The following is a 26,580-nucleotide window of genomic DNA, read 5'->3' on the forward strand; positions in this document are numbered from 1 at the left end:
CCGCGGTGGTATGCACCTGGCCAAGAATGCCGGATTGGGCAACGGCCTGCTGCTCTTCGTCAGCGCTAAGCGGGCGGCTATGCAGATGCTGGCCCCCCAGCAGAACCGTATCCAGTTCCAGCACGTGGTCACGGGTTTTACCGTATTCGCAGCTACCCTGGCCGCTGGCATCGGTGGAGATCATACCGCCGATGGTGGCGCGGTTAGAGGTGGATAGCTCCGGGGCGAAAAACAGCCCATGGGGCTTCAGCGCCGCGTTGAGTTGATCTTTCACCACGCCCGCCTGAACACGTACCCGCCGCGCCTCAACATCGATCTCGAGGATCTGGTTCATATGGCGGGAAACATCCACCACGATACCGTCGGTCAACGACTGGCCATTGGTACCGGTGCCGCCGCCCCGAGGCGTTAGCACGATATCGCGGTGGGGCAGCTCAGCAGCTAGCTTAGCAAGGCGTTCCAGGTCTTCCGCATGCTTAGGAAACACCGCCGCCTGGGGCAGGCGCTGGTAAATCGAGTTATCCGTTGCCAGCACCGTGCGGTTGGCATAGTCAGGGGCAATCTCGCCTTCGAAGCCACGGGCGCGCAAGGCGTCGAGGAAACGCACGTAATGAGTGCTTAGGCGTTTAAACGGGGCCGTACGAGAATCCAAAGATGCAATCATAGTTGATCAAGCCGTCACTGCTGGGAGCGGATAGGGGATACGCTACTTTACCGCAGCTACCGCGGCTCTGCATCTTGATGGCGCGTCTTATGCGCTGCCAAGCGCCTCTTTCACCAGCGCTGCGCTAGTCGCGTTCATGGGCAGTGCCAGAGCAAGTGCATGTGCTTGGGGGGACATCTTGCCCCAGGTTTTTTGCACAATACGCACCATATGGTCGTGCTCGACCTTGCGGGAGAAATCCGCGAAGTAATTTTCCAAGAACACCAGGCAGGCGCAATCTTCCAGCGCTTGCACATCGGCATCGCGGCCAAGACCTTTCTTACGGATAATCGTTGCGGTTCGTTCGGCGTCTGCTGCGCTATAACCAGCATCGCGCATCAGTTGGGCAGTGGTATCGCCCGCGCGCTCACCCTGATCGCGACGCCAGGTTAAATAGCCTATGCGTCCTTCAGGGTAATCGCTGCGCGGCACAAGCCAGCGCTGGAGATGTTGGGCGCGCACCGCCAAACGCAGCAGTTCGGCAGGGGCAGATTGCAACTGCGCTAACCAATGACTCATACGCTGGGCGTAGGCAAGCTCCTGGGGCAGGGGTGTGCCATCGGCAAGGGTGGTTTGGCGCGGATCTTGGGCGTGAAGCGCATCAATGGCCGTTAGAGTTTGTTCAAACGCAGAGGGCATAAGAGCTCGCATGATTAGGGAAGATTAACGACATGCTAGCAGGTTAGCGCCAGGCCATAAAAAAAGCGCCCGCTGCACAAAGGCAGCAAGCGCTAAAGTAACATTCATAAAGAAGTCTATGCGCGGTTGTTGTTATAAACCTCTTCGTTTAGTTCGCCTTCGCTTTTACCCACCAGGGTCGTGACCATCAAATCACCCGCCACGTTTACGCTGGTGCGGGCCATATCCAGAATACGATCGATACCGGCAACCACCGCAATGGCTTCCAGCGGCAGGCCAATTTGTGCCATTACAATCGACAGCATTATGAGGCCCGCGCCGGGAACGCCTGCGGTGCCAATTGAGGCCAGCGTGCCGGTGGCCACAATCATGCCGTAATCCATCATGGTTAGATCGGTGCCGGTCATTTGGGCAATAAACAGCACGACTACACCTTGGTAAAGCGCCGTGCCATCCATGTTAATCGTCGCACCCACGGGGAGCACAAAGCCAGAAACGCCCTCTGAAACCCCTAGGTTTTTTTGCGCGCAGCGAATCGACACCGGTAGCGTGCCAGCAGACGAGGCGGAGGAGAACGCCACCACAATGGCATCCAAGCTGCCTTGGAGGTAGCGCACAGGGTTCAAGCGGCCAAGTAGTGAAATAAACCCAGAGTAGATTACCAACACATGCAGAATGCAGGCGAGATATACCACGCCAATCAGCTTGGCCAGCGGCAGCAGTATTTCTAAGCCGTACTGGCCCGAAACGTGAGCGATTAAGCCAAATACACCAAAGGGCGCAAAGGCCATGACAATGCCGGTGAGCTTGTACATAGCTTCAGCAAAGCTATCGAAAACCTTCATAACCGGCTCGCCTTTTTCGCCAATCAGCGTTAGCGAAATACCTAAGCCAATGGCAAATACAATGATCTGCATAATGTTGCCATTAGCCAGGGCATCGAGAGGGTTGCGCGGCACCAAGTTAACCAGAATAGAAATCAGAGAGGGGGCTTCGTTTGCAGCCACTTCTGTATCGAAGCTTAAATCGACGCCTACCCCTGGCTGTAATAGGGTGGAAAGCAGTAGACCAATGCTGATCGCAAAGGCCGTCGTCACCAAATACAAGGTAATAGTACGCGCACCAATGCGACCCATTTTTTGCGGGTCACGCATTGAGGTAATACCGACCACTAGCGTCGAGAACACTAGCGGTACAATCAGCATCATTATGGCATTAATGAAAATATCGCCGAGCGGCTTAAAGACACTGGCGGTTTCACCTAGTAACGCACCGGCTAATATCCCCAGTGCCAACCCCGCCAAAATTTTTTTCCACAGCGCGATTCTACTCCACCAAGAAAACTTTCCCTTTTTTGCTGTTTCCTGCACTACGTTTCTCCTGTTTAACATCCATTATTAGTGATTCGCGCTGCAAATCGGCGGGCACTCTATCACTTTGGGCTAGTGAGCCAAGGTTTTTATGCCGATTGGTAATAGCGTATGCAGGGGAGCGGGAGTTTTGTGCAGTAAACGTTCGGAAGGAATCTTTCTTGGAGGTGTGAACCCCTAATTTTCGTTTTCCAACCTGCTTTTCATAACTTGCTGTATTAGGTAATAACTCGCTGGCGCTCCCCCCCCCCATAGCTCCCCGCCGTGCTTTTGCCTACAATAGACCTCTTTCATCACGGGCGATGTACGCCGTGTTCCACTGATTTCAGGCCAAGGGATAACTCATGCTCGATCCGAAACTGCTGCGCGGTGATCTTGATGCGGCTGCGCAACAACTGGCCCGGCGGGGCTTCGAACTTGATAAAGCGGCACTGCAAGCGCTGGAATCGCGCCGTCGTGAGTTGCAAACCCAGACCGAGCAGCTACAAAACGAGCGCAATATGCGTTCAAAAGCGATTGGTAAGGCGAAGGCTAGCGGTGAAGATATTCAGCCGTTGCTGGATGAAGTGAGCGATTTAGGCGAGCGCCTGGATAAAGCCAAGAAAGAACTGGCCGAGGTGCAGGAAGAGTGGGATGACGCTATTAGTGGTATTCCCAACCTTCCTCATGAAAGCGTGCCGGAAGGCAAAAGCGAAGACGATAATGTTGAGCTTCACCGCTGGGGTACGCCGCGTGAGTTTGATTTTGAGGTGCTGGATCACGTGGATCTTGGTAAGAAATCGGGTTATCTCGATTTTGAACTGGCGGCTAAGCTGACTGGCGCTCGCTTTGCGGTAATGCGTGGGCCGATTGCGCGTCTGCATCGGGCACTGGCGCAATTTATGCTGGATACGCAAACTCAGCAGCATGGTTACGAAGAGTGCTATGTGCCGTATATGGTCAATCGCGATTCGCTAATGGGCACCGGCCAGCTGCCAAAATTTGGTGAAGATCTGTTTAAACTTAACGACGAACGGGAATACCACCTAATTCCGACGTCGGAAGTGCCACTAACTAACTTTGTGCGTGATGAGATTGTCGATCAGGCGGCGTTGCCAATGAAGTTAACTGCCCACACGCCTTGTTTCCGCAGCGAAGCGGGTTCTCATGGGCGCGATACCCGCGGCATGATCCGTCAGCATCAGTTCGATAAAGTCGAAATGGTGCAGATTGTCGAGCCAGATAAGAGTTATGAAGCACTGGAAGAGATGCGTGGCCATGCTGAAGCAATTCTGCAGGCGCTGGAGTTGCCTTACCGCGTAGTAACGCTGTGTACCGGCGATATGGGCTTTGGAGCGGCGAAGACCTACGATTTGGAAGTTTGGTTGCCTAGCCAAGAAACGTATCGGGAAATTTCTTCAGTCTCTAACTGCGAAGATTTCCAGGCGCGGCGCATGCAGGCCCGCTTCCGCCACCCAGACGCGAAAAAGCCACAGTTGCTGCATACGCTGAATGGTTCAGGTCTAGCGGTGGGGCGTTGCCTGCTGGCGGTGCTTGAAAACCACCAGCAGGCGGATGGCTCTATTGCTATTCCTGCGCCTCTGCAACCCTACCTGGGCGGCCTTGAGCGTCTTGCCCTCTAATTGCCCACTCGACGTTGACCTCGGCATCGATACGAATGGTGCCGGGGCGATAGTCGCTAGCGGAACCACTGCCCATGGCATCGCTCTCAGCGCGCATGGCCATCATGCGGGGCTGGAAGATGGGGGCTTGGGCTTCTTCAATGCGCTGTACTTGGCCAAGCCTTACGCCTAGTGTGCTGGCCATTAGGTCCGCTTTATGGCGGGCTTTTTCTAGCGCTTTAGTAAGTGCTTCATCGGTAGCAGCGTCGCGGTCTTGAAGATCAAACTGAACGCCGTCCAGCGTATTCACGCCAGCACTTATCATTGCGTCAAACACCTCGCCCAATTGGCCTATATCGGTAAGCTCAATACTGAAGGGGCGCTCTAGGCGGGTGCGCATTAACGTTTCTTGTTCACCATCATCGTTGCGCGGCCCTGCGACGTGCTCAGGATAGACATTGAGTGACCCTGCATTGATGGCGCGTTGCTCAATGCCGATCTCTTCCATGGCTTTAATTAGCTCACTGGCACGATTTTCAAGCCGTTCGCGTGCATCGCTCAGCTCGCCACTGTCAGTATCTTCCAGCGTGGAAACCGCTGGGGTATTTTCCCACAGCCGTGCAGATAGTGTGGCTTTGTCGGGCTCTACTTCCACCCATGATTGGGCTTGGACATGTAGGCTAGGCGGGGTGGGGCGCGCGGCGTGAGCCGTAGACGTTACCAGAAGGGCGAGAAGTGCGCTGCCAAGCACGCCGTAGCGCAAGCGTCTTAGATGTGGTGTTGCTGGATTCATAGGTCACTTCCTTACTGATCGAGCCAATGATTAATGTTAACTAATTTATACTGTGACGCTGCTTGGAAGGGCAAAGCGCAATAAAGTTCATTGGCTAAGAGTCGATGCAAAGCAATTGCTTAATGTTGTCATGGTTTGTGCAATATCGCGCGAGCAGCCATGATATGTGGATAACATGCTAAGGAAAGGGCAATGTCGAAATTATCGGATGAGGATTATCGTAGTATCCCTTTAAATGCGACCCTGGCGCTTGCCGCACTCGTTGTTATTGTTGCGGGTATGAAGGCAGGGGCGGATCTTCTGGTTCCTCTGTTACTGTCAGTATTTATTGCTGTTGTATGTACGTCGCCTGTGCAGTGGCTGCACCGCTGTGGGCTCAGCAGGGGAGCCTCTGCTTTTTTAACATTGATGGTGCTGCTGGGTTTTATTTCCTTAATTGGCTTGCTGGTGGTGAACAGCTTTAGCACCTTTGTTCAAGTGCTGCCGGATATCGAGTCGCGTTTGTATGAGCACTATTGGGATTTGCTGAATGCGCTCTCTAGCCGTGGGCTAGCCATTAATCCTGATCAGCTCAGCAATATGCTTGCTATGGAAGACGATGGGTCGTGGGTGACAGCGTTGCTAGGCGAACTCGGCAATCTCTTTATGCAAGGCAGTATTATCGGGCTGTTAGTTATTTTCATGCTGTTTGAAACGCTTAACTTCCGAGATAAAGTGTCCCGCGCACTTGAGAACCCAGCGCCAAGCCTAAAGCGGTTTAGCGAGTTTAGTTTAACGCTGAAGCGCTACCTGGCAGTGAAGACCGTTATTAGCTTGGCTACCGGGGTATTAGTCTGGCTCTCCTGCTTGATAGTGGGAGTGGAGTTTCCGTTGCTGTGGGGGGTGTTGGCTTTTGCCCTTAACTTTATTCCTAATATCGGCTCGGCCTTGGCGGCGATTCCTCCTGTGCTGCTATTGCTGGTATCCCAAGATGGCGGAGTACTGCAGGCATTTTTACTCGCATCTGCCTATTTGGTGATTAATTTCGTTTTGGGTAACTTGATTGAGCCACGAGTGATGGGGCAAGCCTTGGGGCTATCGACGTTTGTGGCGTTTCTGTCGTTGGTTGTGTGGGGGTGGATCTTTGGTGCTGCGGGGATGTTGTTGTCGGTAGTATTGACGATGACATTAAAAATCGCCTTGGATAGTCATCCTCAGACTCGCTGGATTGCTCATTTACTGGGGCCGGGAGGGCAGCGTCGAACGCGTCTTGGTGATGCACGCCGTCCACCTTGGAAGCGTCGAGAATAGAAGGAAGCGTTTGAGATGGGAAGTGCAGGAAGTTACCGCTGGCAGTGCCAGCGGTAACGTTAGCGCGAGTTAGGCATTTTGATCGATAAATTGGGTCAGCTGGGATTTAGACTGTGCACCTACCAGCGACGCTACTTTCGTGCCGGACTTAAATAGCATCACTGTTGGAACGCCGCGTACACCTTGTTCTGCAGCAATTTCAGGCGCATCGTCAACGTTCACGCTAACCACTTTCAGATTATCACCACGTTCGGCAGCAACGTCATCAACCACAGGTGCCATTACTTTACAGGGACCGCACCAGGGGGCCCAAAACTTCAGTAGGACTGGCTGTTCGGCGTTGAGGACTTCTTGCTCAAAATTGGCGTTGGTGACATCAACATTGTTAGCCATCTGTTTCTCCCGTTTGCGTTGCTCTTGCTGTTTCGTTGCCTCAAATGGAGCAACGGTCATTACGCGTTCTACTAGCGCACTTTCACCGCGCCAAGTTGGCAGATGTTAGCGGGCGGAGAAGGTGCTGGCAAATTTCCTATGACGTTTTGACAGCCATTATGAAAAATTAAGGGGTGTTCGTAACGGCTATTTTTTATACTATAAGTGAATTATAAGATATTTTTTTATTCAAAATTGTATGTATGAGGCGTGCCGCCCACCAAGTACTTCACCTCTAAGTGCTTCGCGGGAAGGCAAGACAGCAGCGGCGCGAGGATGCGCTTCAACGTGCTTCCTGCATAGATAATAAGGTGAGGATATGAAGCTACAGCAACTTCGCTATATCTGGGAAGTCAATCGACACAACCTGAATGTGTCAGCCACCGCGCAGAGTTTATTTACCTCGCAGCCGGGTATTTCCAAGCAGATACGCTTGCTTGAAGATGAGCTAGGTGTGGAGATTTTTGCACGCAGCGGAAAGCACCTTACTCGCGTAACACCTGCTGGGCTGTCAATCATTGAGCTGGCAGGTCAGGTGTTGAAGCTGACCGAAAACATCAAACAAGTTGCCCAAGAGCACAGCGACGAGCGTCGGGGTAGTTTGTCGATTGCTACCACTCACACTCAGGCGCGCTATGCACTGCCTCCTATCATCAGCGAGTTTACTCTTAAGTATCCTGATGTTGCCCTACATATGCAGCAGGGCACACCCAAGCAGATCGCTCAGATGGTTAGCGAAGGTCAGGCCGACTTTGCAATTGCCACCGAATCGTTAGAGCTATTCACCGACTTAGTGTTGTTACCTTGCTATCGCTGGAATCGCTGCGTTTTAGTGCCTAAAGACCACCCACTGGCATCGATAGACAAGCCGCTGTCCCTTCAAGCGTTGGCCGAACATCCATTAGTGACTTACGTGTTTGGGTTTACCGGCCGCTCGCAGTTAGATGATGCGTTTAAAGCGCAGGGACTTACACCTAATGTGGTGTTAACGGCCGCCGATGCTGATGTGATTAAAACCTATGTGCGACTGGGAATGGGCGTTGGTATCGTTGCCCATATGGCGGTTGATCCGGTATTAGATGAAGACTTGGTCGCGTTGGATGCAAGCCATTTATTTGCCAGTTCTACGACTAAGATTGGGATTCGTCGTGGTACCTTTATGCGCGGCTACATGTACGATTTCCTAGTACGCTTTGCACCTCATCTCACCCGAGACTTGGTAGATGAAGCCTTGTTGGCTGGCCCACGTTTTGAGCATGACTTGTTTGAGGGAGTAGAGCTTCCTGAGCATTAGGAGCATCGAGTAGTGGGTGAATAGCGCTTGACGTGGGTGTCTGGGCGCTATTCACCATTTCTATCCCAGTTCTGTATTAATCAGCGCTGGGCGTTCTATCTCAGTGCTGTAAATGCAGGCCACACTCACGCTTGTCTTCTACCTTGGTGGGGTCGAAGTAGTCGAAGTTGTTGGGCAAGTCGTGTGCCTCAAGATAGTAGTACATATCTTTTGCAGTCCACTGCAGCAGCGGGGCAATTTTCAATAAGCCATCGCTGTTACGGCTGGCAGGCTGCATTTTAGCCCGCTCTGGGGTGTCCTCTGCCCGCAGGGCGGTGAACCAGACATCCGGCTGCATTTCCCGCAGGGCACGCTCAAACGGCTCAATCTTTACTTCTTGAGTGAAGGCTGCGTGACGTGGGTCGTCAATGCTGGGCATTGCCCCCTCTAGCGCTTCACGGTGAGCACGGGTTCGCTGCGGAATAAAGCTGACCATGTTTAGGTTCAGCCGCTGGATTAAGGCATCGGCGAATTGGTAAGTGGCCTCAGTGTTATAGCCACTATCCATCCATACGATGGGTATGTCTGGACGTGCCTGAGTGACCATATGCAGAATCACCGCCTCAAACGGCCGAAAATTGGTCGTGCAAATAGGCCGCTCGCCTTGGCTAAGCGCCCACTTGATAAGATCTTGGGGATTATTGGCAAAATCACGGTTAATGCTGTCAAGCGCTGAAGACATGCTGCCTCCTGTCATAAGTTCGAGTATGACACTAGGCTATCAAAGAGGAGGGGCTTAGCCCCAATACCGTTTGGTTTGGCTTTTATATTCCTTTTTGATTTAAGAATTTTGTTATTTATTCCAAAGCGCCGATTAGATGACGGATTTTATCCAGCGTTTCTGTATGCTCCTCGTCTGCTCTAGAGTCGGCTACTAATCCGCCGCCGCCCCAAACATGTAGCTTGCCTGCATCTGCCACCATGGTGCGTATCGCAATTGATGTGTCCATGCTGCCCCGTTTATCGATGTACCCCAGGCTTCCGCAATAGACACTGCGTTGGCAAGGCTCCAGCTCGTCGATAATTTGCATGGCGCGTATTTTAGGCGCGCCAGTAATAGAGCCGCCAGGAAACGCTGCTGTCAGCAGAGATAGCGGTGAGCGATGTTTGGCGAGCTGACCTTGAACCACGCTTACTAGGTGATGCACGTTGGGGTAGCTCTCTAACTGACATAGCTGCGGTACACGAATAGACCCAGGAGTGCATACTCTTCCCAAGTCATTGCGCAGCAAATCAACAATCATGACATTTTCCGCGCGGTCTTTCGTGCTGCTTAATAACTGTTCGGCTAGGGCGATATCCTCCTCCGGCGACTTCCCGCGTGGTCGTGTGCCTTTAATTGGGCGCGTTTCCACTCGCCCGTCTTTACACTGGATAAAGCGTTCAGGGGAAAGTGAGAGTACCGCCTGGTTTTCCCAGGCCATAAAGCCTGAGAAGGGCGTCGGCGTTGCCTTACGAAGGCGTAGATAAGCTTGCCATTCATCGCCTTCATAGCTCGCTGTAAACCGCTGAGCAAGGTTAATTTGATAGCAGTCACCTGCACGAATGTAGTGTTGAACAGAGTTAAAACGTTCGGTGTAATCCGCTTGGCTTAGCTCGCCCTGAAAGGGGCTGGTTAAGTGAAAGTCTTTATCAACACTGGCAGGTGGCTGAGCTAGCCATTTCATGACCTGCTGTTGACGAGTTGCTGTTGCAATGAGCCAAGTTGCCTGCTTTTCGTGATCAAAGGTAATGCACCAGTCGTAAAGCCCCAAACGTGCCAATGGCAGATTGGTAACATTGGGGTGGCGGCTGGGAATCGCGAGGTTATTACGTCCTAGGTCATAACTCCAATAACCCATCAGGCCGCCTAAAAAAGGCAGCTCGCTGGGGAAATCTGTGCTGGGTAGCTGTTCAAGCATCCATTGCTGCTGGGCGGTCATATCCCCAGCGAGTGCCGAAGGAAGGTCCAGCTGCGTTGAAGTGAAGTGAGTTTGTCCATCAGGCATGACTTCTAGCGTAGCTAACGGATCACTGCTGATAATGTCGTAGCGCCCGTTTGCTGATGGGCGGCCGCTATCAAGTAATACCGCACCATGACGCTTTCGCAGGTGAGCAAAGATCTCCAGTGGAGTAGGAGAGTAGGGCAGGGCTTTAATGGTCAACGCCGATGTCATGAAGCAAACGCCAGGCCGATGGAAGGCAACGCATTCTAGAGGTCGTTAATTGATGACACCAGTGTTAACCACTGACGTCTTTCTCACGGTAGGTTAAACACAGTTAACGGAAAGAGCATGATTGTTGACATTAACCCAAGAATAAATGGCTGGGTTACACGAAAGGTGAATAAAATCGACCATTTTGACTAGTTGACGGCACAAATGTGGCGGGCTAAAGTTCTCCTACCCCATAATTGTCGACAATTAGCCATGACCTCACTTGCTACTCTTTCTCGTTCTACAGCTGATTCGCCCAGTGATCAGACCTCGCCAGAAGTCCGAACGCTGGCTGAGCGGGTCTTTCACCAGCTTCAAGACGCTATTGTACGTGGAGAGCTGGCGCCGGGCAGCAAAATTACCGAGCCGGGGCTTTCTAAAACGTACGGTATCTCTCGCGGTCCGTTGCGTGAAGCCATGCGGCGTTTAGAAGCGCACCGTCTAATTGAGCGTGTTCCTCACGTTGGCGCTCGCGTTGTCAAACTCTCAATGAAAGAGCTGCTTGAGTTGTTTGATGTGCGCGAAGCGCTTGAGAGCATGGCAGCCCGCTTGGCCGCTGAGCATATGTCTGCCGAGGAGATTAAAGGGCTGCGCGAGGTGTTGGCCCTTCACGAAGGCCAGGCAGATCTCAAGCGTGGCGAAGCTTACTATCAGCGCGAAGGCGATCTCGACTTCCACTATCGCATTGTTCAAGGCAGCCATAACAAAATGCTGATGAACCTGCTTTGCGATGATCTCTACTACTTAGTGCGTCTTTACCGTACCCAGTTCAGCGCCAGCGGTAAGCGGCCCCAGCTCGCCTTTGTCGAGCACCATCGTATTGTAGATGCCATTGAAGCCGGAGATGCCGAGTTGGCGGAGTTGCTGATGCGCCGCCACGTTAGCGCTTCCCGAGCCAACGTCGCCGACCGTTACGCTGCTGTTCTTGAACAACAATCAACGTCATCAGCGGATTAGTTCGTTACGCCTATCCGCCAAGCCTTTTAAAGGAGCAATGCCAATGTCCACTTTATCTACTCTCACGCCAGGTGCTCGCTTTCGTGCTGCGCTAGACGCGAACCGCCCTTTACCGATTCTAGGCACGATTAACGCGTATACCGCGATGATGGCCGAGCGAGTAGGCCACCAAGCGATTTATCTGTCGGGCGGCGGCGTGGCTAACGCGTCTTTTGGCTTGCCGGACTTGGGTATGACCAGCATGAACGACGTGGTGGAAGATGCACATCGTATCTGCGGCGCGACCGACCTTCCGCTGCTGGTAGATATCGATACGGGCTGGGGCGGTGCTTTTAATATTTCGCGTACCGTTAAAGAGATGCAGCGCGCAGGCGTTGCTGCCGTTCACCTGGAAGACCAAGTGGCTCAAAAGCGCTGCGGCCACCGCCCGAACAAAGCCATTGTGTCCCAGCAGGAAATGGTTGACCGCATCAAAGCCGCGGCAGATGCCAAACTGGATCCCGATTTCTATCTGATTGCGCGTACCGATGCATTCCAGAAAGAGGGCTTAGACGCCGCCATCGAGCGTGCTAATGCCTGTGTGGAGGCGGGTGCGGATGCAATCTTCGCCGAAGCCGTGCACACCCTGGATGATTATCGTGCGTTCTGTTCGCGCGTGAATGCGCCAATACTGGCCAACATCACTGAGTTTGGCGCAACGCCGCTGTTCTCTCAGCAGGAGCTGGGTGAGGTGGGGTGTCGCATGGTGCTATATCCGCTGTCTGCCTTCCGCGCTATGAATGCTGCCGCATTGAAGGTGTATCAGAGCATTTTAGATAACGGTCATCAAAAAGAGGTGGTCGATACCATGCAGACTCGCGATGAGCTGTACGACTTTTTAAATTATCACGATTTCGAGCAAAAGCTCGACGCGCTATTTGCTGAGCAAAAAGACGCTTAATAGCCGTTAATACTATCAATACTAAAACATATAAAAAGAGCTAACAGGAGACACGACATGGCTGACAAACCGCAAAACAGCGCAGGACTCCGTGGGCAAAGCGCCGGTACTACAGCGCTGTGTACGGTGGGTAAAACGGGTTCCGGATTAACCTACCGTGGTTTTGATATCAAAGAGCTGGCCGAAAAGGCGAAGTTTGAAGAAGTCGCGTATTTATTACTGAAAGGCAAGCTGCCCAATCAAGCCGAGCTTGATAGCTACATTACCAAGCTGAAGGGGCTGCGTGGCTTACCCGATGCTTTGAAAACCGTACTGGAGCAAATTCCCAAAGATGCGCACCCGATGGATGTTATGCGCACCGGTACCTCCATGCTGGGTAACCTGGAGACAGAAGAGAGTTTTGACCAGCAGCAGGATGTTTCTGATCGACTGCTAGCGGTACTGCCCTCGATTATTTGTTACTGGTACCGCTTTAGCCATGACGGCGTTCGTATTGATACTGAAACTGACGATGCCTCGGTAGGCGGTCACTTCTTGCATATGCTGCGTGGTGAGCCTGCTTCTGAGCTGCATGCGCGGGTTATGAACGTATCGCTGATTCTATACGCCGAGCATGAGTTCAATGCTTCAACGTTTACGGCGCGGGTGTGTGCCTCGACGCTTTCCGATATGCACTCCTGTGTTACCGGCGCGATTGGTTCGTTGCGTGGCCCGCTGCATGGCGGTGCTAACGAAGCGGCCATGGCGATGATCGAGAACTGGGCTTCGCCGGAAGAAGCCGAGCGTGAAATGCTCGGTATGCTTGAGCGCAAAGAGAAAATCATGGGCTTTGGTCATGCAATTTATCGCGAGTCTGACCCGCGTAATGAAATTATCAAAGAGTGGTCGAAGAAGCTTTCTGAAGACGTTGGCGATAGTGTGCTTTATCCCGTTTCTGTGCGCTGTGAAGAAGTTATGTGGCGCGAGAAGAAGCTTTTCTGCAATGCGGACTTCTTCCATGCCAGTGCTTACCACTTCATGGATATTCCGACCAAACTGTTCACGCCAATCTTCGTCATGTCCCGTTTAACGGGATGGGCAGCGCATGTGTTTGAGCAGCGCGCCAATAACCGCATTATTCGCCCCAGCGCCGACTACACTGGTCCTGAGAAGAGCGAGTGGGTGCCCATCGAAGCGCGTGACTAACCCTTAACGGGCCGTGATTAATGAGAGGCATTATGAACACGAATTATCGTAAGCCGCTGCCAGGCGTGACGGCAGAGGGTGCTCCGGTAGATTACTTCGACGCGCATCAAGCCGTTGAAGATATCAAGCCCGGCGCCTACGCGACGCTGCCCTACACGTCCAGAGTGTTGGCTGAGCAGTTGGTACGCCGCTGCGATCCAACGCTGTTAACCGACGCACTGAAGCAGCTCATCGAGCGCAAGCAAGATTTAGATTTTCCTTGGTACCCGGCACGCGTTGTGTGCCATGACATCCTGGGACAGACCGCGTTAGTCGACCTTGCTGGCCTAAGGGATGCCATCGCTGAGAAGGGCGGTGATCCGGCTAAAGTGAATCCTGTGGTACCTACACAGCTGATTGTTGATCACTCATTGGCCGTTGAGCACGCTGGGTTTGAGAAAGACGCGTTCGAAAAAAACCGCCAGGTAGAAGATCGCCGTAACGATGACCGCTTCCATTTCATTAACTGGACCAAAGTGGCATTTGAGAACGTTGATGTTATTCCTCCGGGCAACGGCATTATGCACCAGATCAATCTGGAGAAAATGTCGCCGGTGGTGCAGTGCCGCCCTGATGAGCAAGGCGTGCGTATTGCTTATCCAGACACCTGTGTGGGCACCGATAGTCACACGCCGATGGTTGATGCGCTGGGTGTTATTTCCGTTGGTGTGGGTGGTCTTGAAGCCGAAAGCGTGATGCTGGGCCGTGCCTCGATGATGCGCCTGCCGGATATCGTTGGCGTAGAGCTCTCTGGCAAACTGCAGCCAGGCATTACCAGCACCGATATGGTGTTGGCGATTACCGAGTTTCTACGTAAAGAGCGCGTCGTCGGTGCCTACCTGGAGTTTTACGGAGAAGGTGCCGACGCGTTAACCGTAGGCGACCGGGCGACCATTTCCAACATGACGCCAGAGTACGGCGCCACGGCGGCGATGTTCTACATCGACAACCAAACCATTGATTACCTCAAGCTCACGGGGCGTGAGGATGAGCAGGTTGCTCTGGTTGAAGCCTATGCCAAGCACACAGGGCTATGGGCCGATAGTCTAAAAACTGCTGAGTATGAGCGGATACTGCGCTTTGATCTTTCAAGCGTTAATCGCACCTTGGCAGGGCCTTCCAACCCTCATGCTCATTTGCCCACCTCGGAGCTGGCCCAGCGCGGTATCGCGATCGACCTGGATAAAGCAAGGGCTGATGAGAAAGCAGGTAGAATGCCAGATGGTGCGGTGATTATCGCCGCGATTACCAGCTGCACGAATACCTCTAACCCGCGCAATATGGTGGCAGCTGGCTTAATTGCTCGCAATGCTAACCGCTTAGGGTTAACCCGCAAACCGTGGGTTAAGTCGTCGCTGGCGCCGGGGTCGAAAACCGTCAAGATGTATCTGGAAGAAGCCAAGCTGATGGATGAGCTGGAAACACTTGGCTTTGGTGTCGTGGCGTACGCCTGTACGACCTGTAACGGCATGTCCGGTGCGTTAGATCCGGTCATCCAGAAAGAAATTATCGACCGTGATCTATACGCCACAGCGGTACTTTCCGGTAACCGTAACTTTGACGGGCGCATTCACCCCTATGCGAAGCAGGCATTTCTGGCATCGCCGCCCTTAGTGGTTGCCTACGCAATTGCTGGCACGATTCGCTTTGATATTGAGAAAGACGTATTGGGCACCGACCATGATGGAAACCCAGTCACGCTAAAAGATATCTGGCCCGACGATAGCGAAATCGATGCGATTGTGAAGGCTTCCGTGAAGCCGGAGCAGTTCCGTCAGACCTATATCCCGATGTTCGACCTCGACAAGAGCGCGCGCGTTCAGGTCAGCCCGCTTTACGAATGGCGGCCCCAGAGCACCTATATTCGTCGACCTCCCTACTGGGAGGGCAATATGGCTGCCGAACGTGGTTTGAAAGGTATGCGTCCGTTGGCGATTTTGCCGGACAATATCACCACCGACCATTTGTCGCCTTCTAACGCGATTATGCTGGACAGTGCAGCAGGTGAGTATCTGCACAAGATGGGCCTGCCTGAGGAGGACTTTAACTCCTACGCGACCCACCGCGGCGATCATTTAACTGCCCAACGGGCGACATTGGCGAACCCGAAGCTGTTTAATGAAATGGTGCACGACGAGCAGGGCAAAGTGCTGCAGGGGTCGTTGGCACGTGTTGAGCCAGAAGGCACCGTGACGCGGATGTGGGAAGCCATTGAAACGTATATGGCACGTAAACAGCCGCTGATTATTATTGCCGGTGCGGATTATGGTCAGGGTTCCTCGCGTGACTGGGCGGCGAAAGGTGTTGCGCTAGCAGGTGTTGAAGCCATTGTGGCTGAAGGCTTTGAGCGTATTCACCGTACCAATTTAATTGGTATGGGCGTGATGCCGCTGCAGTTTGAAGAGGGCACCACACGTAAAACCTTGGCGCTGGACGGTACGGAAGTCTTCGACGTAGAAGGCACTCCTCAGCCCCGCGCCAAGTTGACGCTGGTTATTCATCGTCAAAGTGGTACCACTGAACGTGTGCCGGTGATCTGCCGTATTGATACCGCCGAAGAGGTCACGATTTACTCTGCCGGTGGGGTCTTGCAGCGTTTCGCCCAGGACTTTCTTGAGTCCACCACGGCGTAGCCAAATTGGCGTGTAACGCAGCGCCAAAGCGATTAATGAAAGAGCCCGTCGCTAAGCGCCGGGCTCTTTTTTCGGCATTCGATTAGTGAACATAGTCATTGATAATCGTCATTGAGAATGTTCAGGCATCGTCATTGAGAATGGTTAGGGAGCGTTATTTATGTCTCATGTTGGACAGATTAGTATTCCTGCGACGTATATGCGCGGTGGCACCAGTAAGGGGGTGTTTTTCACCTTGGGCAACTTGCCCGAGGCGGCGAGAGTGCCGGGAGAGGCACGAGATAAGCTGCTGATGAGGGTGATTGGTAGCCCAGACCCCTATGAAAAGCAGATCGATGGGATGGGCGGAGCAACCTCAAGCACCAGTAAAACGGTGATTCTTTCCAAGAGTGAGTCGTCAGATCACGATGTGGACTACCTGTTTGGCCAGGTTTCAATTGATAAGCCGTTTGTGGATTGGAGCGGCAACTGCGGCAACTTATCGGCAGCAGTAGGTCCTTATGCGATTGCTAATGGGTTAGTTGACCCCGCCAAAATACCGCAAAATGGTGTCGCTGAAGTACGTATTTGGCAGGTCAATATCAGTAAAACCATTGTCTCTAAAGTGCCTATTGTTAATGGACAGGTGCAGGAGACCGGCGATTTTGAGCTAGATGGTGTGACCTTTCCTGCTGCTGAGATTCCTGTGGCCTTTATGGATCCTGCGGATGGTGAGGGGGCAATTTTCCCAACCGGGAGCTTGGTCGATGACTTGGAAGTGCCCGGGGTTGGTGTTTTAAAAGCGACGCTGATTAATGCGGGTATTCCCACCGTGTTTGTTAACGCCCAGGACATAGGCTATACCGGTTGTGAACTGCAGGAAGCAATTAACAGCGATGCCAAAGCACTCGCCATGTTCGAGACCATTCGTGCCCATGCTGCGGTGCGTATGGGATTGATTAAGCATGTTGATGAAGCGGCCAGCCGACAGCACACGCCGAAGGTGGCTTTCGTTGCCCCGCCGGCTAGCTATACGGCGTCCAGTGGTAAAGCGGTGGATGCGGAAAACATCGATCTTGTGGTAAGAGCGCTTTCCATGGGTAAACTGCACCACGCAATGATGGGCACCGCAGCGGTTGCCATCGGCGCAGCAGCAGCCATTCAAGGCACGTTAGTAAATTTAGCCGCAGGTGGTGAGGAGCGTGAAGCGGTGACCTTTGGGCATCCTTCTGGCTCGCTACGTGTAGGTGCAAAAGCAAGCCTGGCCGATGGGCGCTGGCAGATTGATCAAGCTGTTATGAGCCGTAGCGCACGGGTATTAATGGAAGGTTCTGTACGCATACCCGGAGATAGCTTTTAAAGAGTTATTCGCGCGTGAATACTAGGTGACGCCTTGCCGCCGTTTTGGGAATGCCCTAAACGGCGGCTTCAACCTAGAGTGATGTAAGTTTTATACTATCTTTGCTTTAGCGGTTTACTCTTCAATCGCTACTTGCTCGCGCATACGATCAACAGTGGCGGGGCCAATGCCGCTAACGCGGGTGAGATCATCTACATTAGCAAATGCGCCATTATTTTCGCGCTCTTCTATAATCGCGGCTGCACGGCTGGGGCCGATGCCAGGCAACTCAGCAAGCAGCTCAGCATCCGCTGTATTCACATTAATAGGCGCGATGTCTTGTGCCAATGCAAGGCCCGAAACCCCTAAGCTTAGGCTCAATAGCAGTGCAGCCAATAGTCCTTTTAGCGTTGTTTGCATTGTTAATATCCTCATAGATTTCCTTAAAGCCGCCTTTCCCATCGGTTGTTGTACTTGGGAGTGATAGGTTGTGGCGGTTTGCGCATGCAAAAAGGTTTACTGTTTCTTCAATACCCTTTTGCCTTAACTAAACTAATACGTTTATAGGAGGTGAGCTGTAAGACATTAACGACGGTGTTTGTAAGATTTTTGCTCTCTGATAATGGTTAATCACTTACACAGCAGGGTCGGGATGGCTGTTATAATGCTGTCAAATGAAAAATGGAGTTAAGCACAGTGTCTACTGATACCCCGTTGATTATCGCGTTGGATTATTCCTCTCTTGATGCGGCTTTATGTATGGCAGATCAGCTTGACCCTAAGCGCTGCCGGGTAAAGGTGGGTAAAGAGTTGTTTACGCGCAGTGGCCCTGCGGTACTGGAAGCCTTACATGGTCGTGGTTTTGAAATTTTTCTAGACTTAAAATTTCATGACATTCCCAATACGGTGGCAGGCGCGGTGCAGGCGGCAGCGGAGCAAGGTGTATGGATGGTTAACGTGCATGCTTCTGGCGGGCGCAAGATGATGGAAGCGGCCGCTAAGCGTTTAGATGATCATGGGCTAAGTACACATCTTATTGCCGTTACGGTGCTAACCAGCATGCAAAGTGAAGATCTGCATGAGGTAGGCATAGCTGCGACGCCGGAAGAACATGTATTGCGTTTAGCCGCATTAACTCAGCAGAGCGGATTAGGCGGTGTTGTCTGTTCAGCCCAAGAGGCGGCGCAAATCAAGGCGCTCTGTGGCGACGACTTTTTGAAGGTAACTCCTGGAATACGCCCTAGCTTTGCTGCGGCTAATGACCAACAGCGTATTATGACACCAAGTGATGCGATGCGTGTTGGTAGTACGCACTTAGTAGTTGGGCGACCGGTAACACAGGCGGAAGAGCCAATGATGGCGCTAGCAGCCATAGAAGCTGAGCTGGCTGACTGACGGTAATCATCGCTTATTCGCCATCAACCCCGGTAATAGGTTTAATGGTGCCCCAGCGGCGGCAGCTAGGGCACTGCCATGCCAGGCTGTCGCTGGCAAAGCCGCAGCGGCGGCAGCGATGGCGGGCTTTGCCCTCTAAAAGGGCATTGGTATGGTGCTTAAGTAACAGCAAACGCGTGTCTGGCGGAGTTTTTCCACTCAAACGTTGGCTTTCATGATAAAGGTCGATTAGGTAATCAAGCCCACCCAGGCTGGGTGCCTCCCTTAGCCACTCGCCCGTTTGCTCAATAGCACTATCTACGCCATCTCTTTGATGAACGAGCTCTCCGAGGGCGATAATAATGCTGGTGTACGGTGCTTGTCCCAGCAGTCGATAAAGATGCGTTTCAAACCCTTGAATGTCGTTATTACGCTCATAGGCATGCTGGAGGGTGGGCAGCATGGTGGGGATGTGAGCAATATCCTGCTGGGGAATATGGTTTAGGCGCTCAATGGCACGTGTGTAATGCCCATTATCCATCTCCAGTTCAGCAAGTAGTAACGTCGCACGGACGCATCGCTCATCCAACTGAAGCGCTTTTTTTAAGTGCTTGCGGGCGATCGCGCGACTTGCTTGATGTATCTCCTGCTGGGCGAGTTCACATAGCCAGTGAGCAGCAGGTCGTTGCATGCCGGGCTGTTGCTTAAACAGTGATTGAGCCACGTCGAGTGCTTCTTGCCAGTCCTTTTCGCGCTCAAGTAAATCGATCAGTAGCCGCTTGGCTTCCTGGCGATAGGTGTCATTGTCTGATTTATCCAGCAGCGCTCTCAGCATTCGCTGAGCTCGGTCGTGAACGCCTAACGCCATAAAGTCACGTGCTAGCTCAAGCTGCACATGTTCGTTAGTGCTGGTGGAAAGGGCAGGGCGAGCAAGTAGGTTTTGATGAATGCTAACGGCTTTGTCTGCTTCACCGCGTGCGCGAAACAGCTTGCCTAGCGCTATGTGGGTTTCCACAGTATCGCTATTAACATCCAGTGCATTGACAAACGTATTGATAGCTTCGTCGGGCTGCTCATTGAGCAGGTAATTCAGCCCGACAAAGTACTCTCTCGATAAGCCAGATGGGCGAGAGTCGTGAGTGCGCTGGCGGCGGCGGGAAGCGTGACGAACACCCAGGCCAAAGCCGATGGCAATGGCTGCCAGTAGAACGCCTAGCAGCACGGCATCATACATTTAAGCCAGTTCCTTAAGCTCCTGAGTGCGTAGGCGGTCTAGCTCTTTGCGCTGTTGCTTATTGTGTCGTTCACTTCGTGCTAGCTGCGCTTTAAGGCGTACGTAAACACCTAGCATGGCAAGCATGCCTAAGATAACGCCGAAAGTTAACGTAGCAAGCAGCCAGACAGAGAGTGACACAGGCGGCAGTTCTGCCCAAATTAGGTTTAAGGCAATGGTTTGTTGGTTGTTGACGGCAAATAAAATGCCCACCAGTAGAACAACCAGCAATATGACGGCCAGAATCAGCCCTTTGATCCAACGCATGAGAGTTTCCTAGTCAGTGACATTCATAATGGCTCTATTGTGTATGAGTCGTGGCGCGGCGTCATCCCACATAAAGTCGGATAACAAGATCAAAAGAGCCTTGCTATTGGCAACGCCGAGGTTGTGTAGCCTCGGTTAGCTCATTAATAGCCAAGTGCGCGGCTTGCATCTACCTGTTCGCGCAACTCTTTGCCCGGTTTGAAGTGCGGCACGTACTTGCCGTCCAAGTCGACCGGGTCTCCTGTTTTAGGGTTGCGCCCGACACGAGGCTCTCGGTAGTGAAGCGAAAAGCTGCCGAACCCCCGGATCTCAACCCGTCCCCCGCTAGCAAGAGCGTCGGTCATATCGTCTAAAATAATACGCACCGCCGTTTCTACTTCTTTGGCGGATAGCTCCGGTTGACGCATCGCAATTTGTTCGATTAGTTCAGATTTGGTCATCGGTTGGCTCCCTGCGAACTTTAATGGCCGTGACGCGCTTGCGACCTCGATAACAACAGAGTCAGCATACTGCGCATAACAGGATAAAACAATTCAGATAAAACAAGGTACTAGAATGAATATCAGCATAGGCGAAGTGAGGCGCTGGCGCGACCCTGTGGCTTAGGTATACTGGCGACTCATTTTGTAACCGGAGAGGCTGACGTTGAACGACGATACTTCCCCTGCAGCCATATTGCGTAAACGGCTTTATTGGCACTCTCGCCGTGGCATGTGGGAGCTTGACCTGCTGCTGATACCGTTTCTTGAACACCGCTTTGATGAACTGAGTGAAGATGAGCAGTTGGCCTATCAGCGCTTAATTGAGGAAGAGGATCAAGATCTCTTTGGATGGTTGATGCGTCGTGAATGGCCCGAGGAGCCATCATTAAAGCGCATCGTGCAGATGATCGTAGAGCATGCAGAAAATACCGATAACTCTGCTTATCGCACGCTCTAAAATTCAGTGCGCTTTCCACGCATTCTTGGCATTCGGGTTGTGTGCGGTGACGGCGTGGCTTATTGGCCCATGGATAGCGTTACTTGCGGCAGTAATCGCGATACTGTTGCTGGGCCGTGAGTATCGCTATCAACCCATAGGGGAGTTAAGAGTTTCGAAAAGCGGCAATCGATTAAGTGCGCAGTGGTTATCGGAAGAGGGTGAACTTGAAAGCGAACAGCCTGTTAACGCTGATTACGTGGGCCCTTGGTTAATCGGGCTCCATGTCGGGCCGCAACGGCTTTGGTTGTGGCCAGATAGCTTGCCAGCACACAGTCAGCGTTCGCTGCGGCGTTTATGCCATCGTCCCGGACGATAGCTGGTCAAGTGACATCTCCGAAGCCGCTGTATTTTCCTGGTGCTTAGGCCAGTCGATAGAGTAATGCAGTCCTCGTGATTCATGTCTTTGAAGTGCCGCTAATACCGTCAACTTTGCAAGCCACAGTGCTTGCTGTAAACGCACGCTTTCAGGGTGGCTGCGCTTGCCAGCGGTGCCTTCAAAAGCGTTGTTAGAGCCTTTCTTTGAGCTGTCAGCAACACCGTCAAGACTGCCGTTTAGAATGTCGTTAAGCTGCGTCTCAAGTTCGTTCAGCTTATGGTGAGCGATATTTAGCCCCTGATTGCTGCGAACAATCGAAACATGCTGGCTCATTGTTGCCCGCAGTTCGCTACGTATAGTCGCCAGGGCTTCCAGGGGCGTGGATGACCACTGCTGACCCTGCAGCGGCATTGTATCGCGGGTATCGCTAAGAATCTCTTTAGGTGCAACTGGGCGTGTTTGTGCGCGTTTTTCCTGCGTGCGTAAGTGCTTTGCGCAGCTTCTGGCGTATACCAGACACTCCAATAGTGAGTTGCTAGCCATGCGATTTGCGCCATGTAGGCCTGTGTAAGCAAGCTCTCCAACCGCATAGAGATTAGTGACGTGAGTTGCACCGCGGTGGTCTGTGGCAACACCGCCACAGCTGTAATGAGCGGCAGGCACTACTGGAATGGGTTGGCGGGTTATATCAATTCCCCGGGAGGCGCAGTGTGCCAAAATAGTAGGGAAATGGTGGCGAATAGCGGCTGCTCCAAGGTGGCTGATATCTAGCCACACATGCCCTTGGCTGCTTTGTTGGATTTGCGAATCGATTGCTCGAGCAACGACGTCTCTGGGAGCCAGCTCAGCGCGAGAATCAATATCGGGCATAAATCGATGACCGGCCTCATTTAGCAGGTGTCCGCCTTCTCCTCGTACGGCTTCGCTAATTAAAAAAGCAGGTCCTTCTGGGTCAAACAGACAGGTAGGATGAAACTGCTGAAACTCAAGATTCATCAGTTTTGCGCCCAGTTCAGCGGCCATCACCATGCCTTCCCCGCTGCTTGGCGATGGGGTGGTGGTGTGCCGATAAAGGCCGCTTGCACCGCCTGTTGCTAGTACGATGTGCTTGGCAAGCAGTGTTTGTTGATGCTGTTGTTGATCTACGCCTTCCGCGCCAATACAGCGGCCTGTGGCATCGCTGATTAAGTGCAGGATGGTTAAGTTACTGCGCTGAGTAATATTGGGGTGAGAAGTGACTTTTTCGTACAGCGTATCGACTACCGCGCGTCCAGTTGCATCGTCAGCATGAATAATGCGGCGTGCGTTGTGGCCGCCTTCCCGTGTTAAGTGATAAGGGTAGCGGGCGCTCGGGTCTGGATCCGGTGTAAAGGGGACGCCGTTGTCGATTAGCCACTGAATGGCATCTGGGCCGTGTGTCACGGTAAATCGAACAGCCTCTTCATCACATAGGCCATCGCCAGCAATGAGCGTATCTCGCACATGGGCATCTAGGTCGTCGTCTGGTGAGAGTACGGCTGCTATTCCGCCCTGCGCCCAGCGGCTGGCTCCCTGGTCATCCAGAGCAGGCCTAACCAGGGTTACCGAAAGATGGTCAGCAACTTCAAGGGCTAAAGTTAGGCCGGCGACGCCGCCGCCGATGACAAGTACGTCGGATGTTGGCGAGCTCATGGGGCCGGATCCTCTTTTTACATTCAAACGCAGTGGGTGCTAAATGCTTCGCGTGCTGTAGACAGCAGAGGAAGGCATCATAGCGTGACTGTTGTCACTTGGCGATGAGGGGCTGTGAAAAATTGCTTTCAGCGCATATAGATAGCGCTAAACGCTCTGATGCGATATTTAAGAGGGGGTAAGCTATTTGGCGATTGGATAAAACAGGAGGGGCAAAAAAGAGGGGTAATCAAAAAATTGCAGAGCCTTGTAAGAAGCACAAAAAACGCTTCTCTAGCGCTCTTAAAACAATATGGGAAACGTTTACCGCTGAAAGAAGGGGAGGTGCTAATTAAATATGGTGCCCGGAGCCGGACTTGAACCGGCACGGAGTTGCCTCCGAGAGATTTTAAGTCTCTTGCGTCTACCAATTTCGCCATCCGGGCAGTGCATCGCAGGAATATTGCTATTCATCGCCACACTAAAATGGAGGCTGGAGTCGGAATCGAACCGGCGTACACGGAGTTGCAGTCCGCTGCATAACCACTCTGCCATCCAGCCTAACAAGTCGTTGGAGCGAGAAAGTAGATTCGATCGGACTGGCGTTCCAGCTCATGACCCTTTCTTGCTTTACCACGCTATCCAAGTTGGAGCGGGAAAGGAGATTCGAACTCCCGACCCTCGCCTTGGCAAGGCGATGCTCTACCACTGAGCTATTCCCGCTCGACTCGAGGGCGAATTATACGCATCGCTACGCGCTTGTCAATTAATGAATTTGTCTGGAGGTTCAGTCGCCTAGAGAGTCGATCACATGGAACGACTCAAGTGAGGCCAGGCTGCTTTAAGGTACTGCGCCATGGACCACAGCGTAAGAATGGCTGCAGCGTAAAGAACAACCACACCCATTAGCGCAAACTCATGTCCTGGAGGGAAGGCCAGAAGTATGAGCAAGGCAACCATCTGCAGTGTTGTTTTAAGCTTACCGATCCAGGACACCGCAACCATACCTCGCTTGCCCATTTCGGCCATCCACTCACGTAGTGCCGAAATGACGATTTCGCGGCCGATAATGACCAATGCGGGCAGTGTTAATACCAGTGTGTCAAAGCGCTCAATGAGTAGCGCCAGTGCAACCGCGACCATCAATTTATCAGCCACAGGGTCGAGAAACGCGCCAAACGGCGTTGATTGATTCCAGCGGCGGGCTAAGTAGCCATCTAGCCAATCGGTGATTGATGCTAGCGCAAATAAGCCTGCAGCAACTGGCATACTCCAACTGAAAGGTAGATAAAAAAGCACTACTAACAGTGGAATAAAAACGATTCTTGCCAGAGTAAGTATGTTGGGTATATTCATCGCGGGGCGCGATCCTTGCCGGAGAGTCATGGAAGACGGAGTGTAGTGGGGGATATTCTATCCCCCTTGGTGCTTAGCATCCATGTTAACAGTAGGTTTATCCATTTAGGGATTGGTAAATTGTCTCAGCGAGCGAGGCATTAATGCCAGGTACGCGCGCCAACTCATCGCGGCTAGCTTTCTGAACGCCCTGCAAACCGCCGAAGAAGCGTAATAATTCGCGCCGTCTTTTAGGGCCTATGCCGGGAATGTCTTGAAGCGTAGAGGTGCGGCGTGCTTTGTCACGTTGGGCGCGGTGGCCGGCAATGGCAAAGCGGTGAGATTCATCGCGGATATGCTGAATTAAGTGTAATGCTGGCGACGCGGGGTCAAGGGGTAAGGGATTATCGGTGGTTTCTAGGAAGAGCGTTTCCAGGCCTGCTTTACGTGTGGTGCCTTTAGCAACACCGAGCAAAATGATATCGGTAACCGCTAGCTCGGTTAACACACCGCGAGCCATGTTCAACTGACCTTTGCCGCCATCGACGATCAAAATATCAGGCGCCACTGCCTCGCCACTTTTCACCCGTTTAAGGCGGCGTGTTAGTGCTTGTTGCATGGCTGCATAATCATCGCCTGCGGCGACGCCTTCGATGCGGAAGTGGCGGTAATCGCTCTTGCGTGGGCCCTGATGGTCAAATACGACACAGGAAGCAACGGTCGCTTCCCCCTGGCTGTGGCTAATGTCAAAGCACTCAAGGCGCTGGGGTGTTTTGTCCAATGCGAGCGCTTTCTGGAGGGCTTCAAATCGCTGAGTAAGCTGGGTTTTGTTAGCCAACTGCGACGCAAGCTGTTGCTCGGCATTGGTCATAGCCAGATGCTGCCACTGGGCGCGATGCCCCCGAACTTGGCTGGTGACGCGAACGCGTTTACCCGCTTGCTGTGAAAGTGCGTCGGCAATCAGTGGGCTATCTTCCAGTGGGTGGCTGGTAATTACTTCACTGGGTACGTTGTGGGGTTGGCCAAAGTAGTACTGGCTAACGACTTCCGTCAGTAGCATGTCCGGTGGCAGGTCGAGGTCGTTTTTAGGCGTGTGATGGCGAGCGCCCAGTAAGCGGCCATCGCGAACGCTAAGTATTGATATGCCTAGCGCCCCAGGGCGTTGGGCCAGCGCAAAAATATCGGCATCACCACTTTCGTTATCGACAAACTGGCGTTGCTGTAACTGGCGTAGCTGCTGTATTTGGTCACGCAACCTTGCTGCTTCTTCAAAATTTAAAGCGCGGCTGGCCGTTTCCATCTCCTCGCTAAGAAGCTGGGTAACGTGCTCGCTTTTACCTTCAAGGCACATCACTGCATGCTCAACGTCGCGTCGATAATCTGCTTCCGAAATGAAGTCAACGCAAGGCGCGCTACAGCGCTGAATTTGGTATTGCAGGCATGGTCGAGAGCGGTGGGCAAACACGCTGTCTTCACAATTACGTATGCGAAAAATTTTCTGCATCAGCGCTAGGCTTTCTTTCACCGCTCCGCTACTTGGATAAGGACCTAAATAGCGGCCATCTCCTCGACGCTGTCGCGCACGTTTATATTCAAGCGCAGGGTAAGCGTGCCGATCGGTCACAAATACGAAAGGGTAGGACTTGTCGTCTCTTAGCAGAATGTTATAGGGCGGACGCAGTTCTTTTATGAGCGTCTGCTCTAGCAGCAGGGCCTCTGTTTCGCTACGGGTGACGGTAATTTGGATATCTGCAATTCGTGCCACCATCGCCTGGGTTTTGGTATTAAGCTGGCCACGGAAATAGCTAGCAAGCCGAGCTTTTAGGCGCTTGGCTTTGCCGACATAGAGAGTGTTGCTGTGCTCGTCCAGCATCCTATAAACACCGGGCGAGGCACTGACAGAGCTTAAAAATTGCTTGGCATCAAAAGTCATGGCTGGAAATCGGCGCTTCTAGG

General features: G+C 52.6%; 25 protein-coding genes and 3 tRNA genes. 11 read left to right on the forward strand and 17 right to left on the reverse strand.

From position 1 onward, the window contains the following. From K7H08_RS17345 to K7H08_RS17355, 3 genes are all read right to left on the reverse strand, one after another. Positions 1–664: FAD-binding oxidoreductase (locus tag K7H08_RS17345; protein WP_231658621.1), on the reverse strand; the 664-nt coding region annotated here is incomplete at its 3' end. Between the two features lie 87 nt (positions 665–751). Further along, on the reverse strand, positions 752–1,342 hold the full coding sequence (locus K7H08_RS17350) for a DUF4202 domain-containing protein (protein WP_193059273.1): 591 nt from the start codon (positions 1,340–1,342) through the stop codon (positions 752–754). A 116-nt stretch (positions 1,343–1,458) separates the two neighbouring features. Further along, complete coding sequence (locus tag K7H08_RS17355; protein WP_038482831.1) at positions 1,459–2,712, reverse strand: dicarboxylate/amino acid:cation symporter; 1,254 nt, start codon at positions 2,710–2,712, stop codon at positions 1,459–1,461. A gap of 344 nt (positions 2,713–3,056) precedes the next feature. Between K7H08_RS17355 and serS the strand changes: the two genes are divergently transcribed. Continuing rightward, the gene (gene serS, locus K7H08_RS17360; protein ID WP_038482834.1) at positions 3,057–4,334 is read left to right on the forward strand and encodes a serine--tRNA ligase; all 1,278 of its coding nucleotides are present in this window, start codon (positions 3,057–3,059) and stop codon (positions 4,332–4,334) included. Here the strand turns inward: serS and K7H08_RS17365 are convergent. After that, a complete protein-coding gene (locus tag K7H08_RS17365) occupies positions 4,279–5,106 on the reverse strand; it encodes an SIMPL domain-containing protein (RefSeq protein ID WP_231658622.1) in 828 nt (275 codons plus the stop codon). The two genes, serS and K7H08_RS17365, sit on opposite strands and share 56 nt — an antisense overlap. Positions 5,107–5,298: 192 nt before the next feature. On the opposite strand from K7H08_RS17365, the gene K7H08_RS17370 reads away from it, so the two are divergent. Further along, the gene (locus tag K7H08_RS17370) at positions 5,299–6,396 is read left to right on the forward strand and encodes an AI-2E family transporter (RefSeq protein WP_120387218.1); all 1,098 of its coding nucleotides are present in this window, start codon (positions 5,299–5,301) and stop codon (positions 6,394–6,396) included. Between the two features lie 69 nt (positions 6,397–6,465). On the opposite strand, the gene trxA is transcribed toward K7H08_RS17370, so the two are convergent. Next, positions 6,466–6,849, reverse strand: a complete 384-nt coding sequence (trxA, locus tag K7H08_RS17375) for a thioredoxin (RefSeq protein ID WP_269438955.1) — start codon at positions 6,847–6,849, stop codon at positions 6,466–6,468. Positions 6,850–7,147: 298 nt separating this feature from the next. On the opposite strand from trxA, the gene cysB reads away from it, so the two are divergent. Next, positions 7,148–8,122 (forward strand): HTH-type transcriptional regulator CysB, encoded by a 975-nt coding sequence (gene cysB / locus K7H08_RS17380; RefSeq protein WP_038482846.1) that lies wholly within the window; start codon positions 7,148–7,150, stop codon positions 8,120–8,122. A 100-nt stretch (positions 8,123–8,222) separates the two neighbouring features. Here cysB and K7H08_RS17385 read toward each other — a convergent pair whose 3' ends face one another. Together K7H08_RS17385 and pabB are read right to left on the reverse strand one after the other, a co-directional pair. Next, positions 8,223–8,843, reverse strand: coding sequence for a phosphoadenosine phosphosulfate reductase domain-containing protein (locus K7H08_RS17385; RefSeq protein ID WP_038482849.1), 621 nt, complete (start codon positions 8,841–8,843; stop codon positions 8,223–8,225). Positions 8,844–8,958: 115 nt separating this feature from the next. Then, positions 8,959–10,317 (reverse strand): aminodeoxychorismate synthase component I, encoded by a 1,359-nt coding sequence (gene pabB / locus K7H08_RS17390; protein WP_231658624.1) that lies wholly within the window; start codon positions 10,315–10,317, stop codon positions 8,959–8,961. A 252-nt stretch (positions 10,318–10,569) separates the two neighbouring features. Between pabB and K7H08_RS17395 the strand changes: the two genes are divergently transcribed. From K7H08_RS17395 to prpF, 5 genes are all read left to right on the forward strand, one after another. Next, on the forward strand, positions 10,570–11,313 hold the full coding sequence (locus K7H08_RS17395) for a GntR family transcriptional regulator (protein ID WP_038482855.1): 744 nt from the start codon (positions 10,570–10,572) through the stop codon (positions 11,311–11,313). Positions 11,314–11,356: 43 nt separating this feature from the next. Next, complete coding sequence (gene prpB, locus K7H08_RS17400) at positions 11,357–12,253, forward strand: methylisocitrate lyase (protein WP_038482858.1); 897 nt, start codon at positions 11,357–11,359, stop codon at positions 12,251–12,253. 57 nt (positions 12,254–12,310) lie between these two features. Next, complete coding sequence (gene prpC / locus K7H08_RS17405; protein WP_038482861.1) at positions 12,311–13,438, forward strand: bifunctional 2-methylcitrate synthase/citrate synthase; 1,128 nt, start codon at positions 12,311–12,313, stop codon at positions 13,436–13,438. A 32-nt stretch (positions 13,439–13,470) separates the two neighbouring features. Next, positions 13,471–16,110: a Fe/S-dependent 2-methylisocitrate dehydratase AcnD gene (gene acnD / locus K7H08_RS17410; protein WP_231658625.1), complete on the forward strand. Its 2,640-nt coding sequence runs from the start codon at positions 13,471–13,473 to the stop codon at positions 16,108–16,110. Positions 16,111–16,270: 160 nt separating this feature from the next. Continuing rightward, complete coding sequence (gene prpF / locus K7H08_RS17415; RefSeq protein ID WP_038482866.1) at positions 16,271–17,449, forward strand: 2-methylaconitate cis-trans isomerase PrpF; 1,179 nt, start codon at positions 16,271–16,273, stop codon at positions 17,447–17,449. A gap of 114 nt (positions 17,450–17,563) precedes the next feature. Here prpF and K7H08_RS17420 read toward each other — a convergent pair whose 3' ends face one another. Then, positions 17,564–17,848, reverse strand: a complete 285-nt coding sequence (locus tag K7H08_RS17420; RefSeq protein ID WP_038482869.1) for a ComEA family DNA-binding protein — start codon at positions 17,846–17,848, stop codon at positions 17,564–17,566. Positions 17,849–18,124: 276 nt separating this feature from the next. Between K7H08_RS17420 and pyrF the strand changes: the two genes are divergently transcribed. Further along, the gene (gene pyrF / locus K7H08_RS17425) at positions 18,125–18,823 is read left to right on the forward strand and encodes an orotidine-5'-phosphate decarboxylase (RefSeq protein WP_038482872.1); all 699 of its coding nucleotides are present in this window, start codon (positions 18,125–18,127) and stop codon (positions 18,821–18,823) included. Between the two features lie 13 nt (positions 18,824–18,836). Here pyrF and lapB read toward each other — a convergent pair whose 3' ends face one another. From lapB to K7H08_RS17440, 3 genes are all read right to left on the reverse strand, one after another. After that, positions 18,837–20,036, reverse strand: coding sequence for a lipopolysaccharide assembly protein LapB (lapB, locus tag K7H08_RS17430; protein WP_038482875.1), 1,200 nt, complete (start codon positions 20,034–20,036; stop codon positions 18,837–18,839). Continuing rightward, positions 20,037–20,342: a lipopolysaccharide assembly protein LapA domain-containing protein gene (locus K7H08_RS17435; protein WP_038482879.1), complete on the reverse strand. Its 306-nt coding sequence runs from the start codon at positions 20,340–20,342 to the stop codon at positions 20,037–20,039. It abuts the gene before it with no gap. A gap of 143 nt (positions 20,343–20,485) precedes the next feature. Next, positions 20,486–20,782 (reverse strand): integration host factor subunit beta, encoded by a 297-nt coding sequence (locus tag K7H08_RS17440; protein WP_009722715.1) that lies wholly within the window; start codon positions 20,780–20,782, stop codon positions 20,486–20,488. Positions 20,783–20,987: 205 nt separating this feature from the next. On the opposite strand from K7H08_RS17440, the gene K7H08_RS17445 reads away from it, so the two are divergent. Together K7H08_RS17445 and K7H08_RS17450 are read left to right on the forward strand one after the other, a co-directional pair. Beyond that, complete coding sequence (locus K7H08_RS17445) at positions 20,988–21,281, forward strand: FAD assembly factor SdhE (protein ID WP_009722716.1); 294 nt, start codon at positions 20,988–20,990, stop codon at positions 21,279–21,281. Continuing rightward, positions 21,241–21,639 (forward strand): protein YgfX, encoded by a 399-nt coding sequence (locus tag K7H08_RS17450; RefSeq protein WP_231658626.1) that lies wholly within the window; start codon positions 21,241–21,243, stop codon positions 21,637–21,639. The genes K7H08_RS17445 and K7H08_RS17450 overlap by 41 nt, the downstream gene beginning before the upstream one ends. On the opposite strand, the gene nadB is transcribed toward K7H08_RS17450, so the two are convergent. The 6 genes from nadB to uvrC form a co-directional block, all read right to left on the reverse strand. Beyond that, positions 21,616–23,310, reverse strand: a complete 1,695-nt coding sequence (nadB, locus tag K7H08_RS17455; protein ID WP_231658627.1) for an L-aspartate oxidase — start codon at positions 23,308–23,310, stop codon at positions 21,616–21,618. The two genes, K7H08_RS17450 and nadB, sit on opposite strands and share 24 nt — an antisense overlap. 338 nt (positions 23,311–23,648) lie before the next feature. Beyond that, positions 23,649–23,735 (reverse strand) — tRNA-Leu (locus K7H08_RS17460). A gap of 41 nt (positions 23,736–23,776) precedes the next feature. Beyond that, a tRNA-Cys gene (locus K7H08_RS17465) sits at positions 23,777–23,850 on the reverse strand. Positions 23,851–23,937: 87 nt separating this feature from the next. Continuing rightward, positions 23,938–24,012: transfer RNA gene (locus K7H08_RS17470), tRNA-Gly, on the reverse strand. Between the two features lie 84 nt (positions 24,013–24,096). Continuing rightward, complete coding sequence (pgsA, locus tag K7H08_RS17475) at positions 24,097–24,645, reverse strand: CDP-diacylglycerol--glycerol-3-phosphate 3-phosphatidyltransferase (RefSeq protein WP_038482886.1); 549 nt, start codon at positions 24,643–24,645, stop codon at positions 24,097–24,099. 97 nt (positions 24,646–24,742) lie between these two features. Further along, positions 24,743–26,557, reverse strand: a complete 1,815-nt coding sequence (gene uvrC / locus K7H08_RS17480; RefSeq protein WP_198350144.1) for an excinuclease ABC subunit UvrC — start codon at positions 26,555–26,557, stop codon at positions 24,743–24,745. Positions 26,558–26,580: the final 23 nt, after the last annotated feature.

It is taken from the genome of Halomonas sp. IOP_6, from assembly GCF_021151565.1.
GTDB classification, from domain to species: Bacteria; Pseudomonadota; Gammaproteobacteria; order Pseudomonadales; family Halomonadaceae; genus Vreelandella; species Vreelandella alkaliphila.